Source organism: Stutzerimonas kunmingensis, from assembly GCF_002929225.1.
Taxonomy (GTDB): domain Bacteria; phylum Pseudomonadota; class Gammaproteobacteria; order Pseudomonadales; family Pseudomonadaceae; genus Stutzerimonas.
In genome coordinates, this window is the sequence record NZ_PISM01000005.1 from 1 (window position 1) to 1,668 (window position 1,668).

Sequence of the window (1,668 nt, forward strand, 5' to 3'; positions counted from 1 at the left end):
CGGCCCAGAGTGTGTAAAAACGTCTGATCGAACCCTTGCTATGCTTTCGGGCGATTCCATCGCAAGGGTCACCCATGAAGCGCTTCATTCAAGGTGAGCATCGAGGCCAAAGTACGTTGCTCCCCGAAAGCCTTGACGACTACGTCAGCGATACCAATCCGGTGCGAGTGGTTGATGTCTTCGTTGATGAACTTGACCTAGTTTCGTTGGGTTTTGAAAGCGCAACTCCAGCGGATACAGGCCGGCCTGCTTACCATCCTGCGATCCTGCTGAAGATCTACATCTACGGCTATCTCAACCGTATTCAATCGAGTCGGCGCCTTGAGCGAGAGACTCAGCGCAACGTCGAACTGATGTGGCTGACTGGGCGGTTGATGCCGGATTTCAAGACCATCGCCAACTTCCGGAAAAATAACAGCAAGGCCATCCGAGGCGTCTGCCGGCAGTTCGTTGTGCTGTGTCAGCAGCTGGGGCTGTTCGGAGAAAATCTGGTTGCCATCGACGGCAGCAAATTCAAGGCGGTCAACAATCGCGACCGCAATTTCACCAGCGCCAAACTGAAGCGGCGAATGGAAGAAATTGAATCGAGCATCAACCGTTACCTCACGGCGCTCGACGCCGCTGACCAGGAAGAGCCTAAATCCCCTCAGCCAAAAGTAGTGCGCCTGGAAGAGCGAATCGCCAAGCTGAAGGCCCAGATGAAGGAGCTTCAGGCGACTGAAATCCAGCTCAACGAATCGCCGGACAAACAGGTCTCACTGACCGACCCGGATGCCCGCTCGATGATGACTCGCGGCACTGGAATCGTTGGCTACAACGTCCAGACCGCAGTCGACACCCAGCACCATTTGATCGTTGCTCACGAGGTCACCAACGTCGGTTCAGACCGCGATCAGCTCAGCGCAATGGCCAAACAGGCACAGGAGGCGATGGCATCAGAAACGCTGTCGGTTGTAGCTGATCGAGGTTACTTCAAGAGCGAGGAAATCCTGGCTTGCCAAGATGCCAATATCATCACCTATGTACCCAAACCGATGACCTCGGCAGCCAAAGCCGACGGGCGCTTCAACAATGATGCCTTTATCTATGACGCGGCGAAAAACGAATATACCTGCCCGGCTGGAGAGGCGCTGATCTGGCGTTTTTCCAGTATTGAAAAAGGCATGAAGCTGCACCGGTACTGGAGTTCGAAATGCCAAGGCTGCACTTTGAAATTGCAGTGCACACCGAGCAAGCAACGACGGGTTCGGCGCTGGGAACATGAAGCGGTGTTGGAGGAAATGCAGAACCGGCTGAGTAACGCACCGGAGATGATGCGAGTCCGAAAACGAACTGTTGAGCACCCCTTCGGGACGCTCAAACAATGGATGGGCGCAACCCATTTCCTGACACGCCGGCTGCCGGGTGTTAGTGCGGAGATGAGCTTGAATGTGCTCGCCTATAACTTGAAGCGAGTCATGAACATCCTAGGAACCAGCGGTTTGATAAAGGCAATGTCGGCCTAAAAAAAGCGCGTTAGGCATCGCCCTGAACGCCTCAAAATGGGTCGAGACACGTCCTGGCCGCTACTAATGCGCTCTGTGGGCGACGACCAGCGTTGTCAGTCAGCCGACAGGGATCGCCGCGCACCGAACACCGGCTTGCAGCGTTTTTACACGCTCTGGGCCA

1 protein-coding gene is annotated in these 1,668 nt (G+C 55.1%); it reads left to right on the top strand.

Annotated elements, in window-relative coordinates:
- Positions 1-74 precede the first annotated feature (74 nt).
- Positions 75-1,505 (top strand): IS1182 family transposase, encoded by a 1,431-nt coding sequence (locus CW305_RS06510; RefSeq protein ID WP_041013815.1) that lies wholly within the window; start codon positions 75-77, stop codon positions 1,503-1,505.
- Positions 1,506-1,668: the final 163 nt, after the last annotated feature.

Bases quoted from the DNA above. Each gene is read 5' to 3' on its own strand.
- CW305_RS06510 (WP_041013815.1), top strand. From the start codon at position 75: ATGAAGCGCTTCATTCAAGGTGAGCATCGAGGCCAAAGTACGTTGCTC.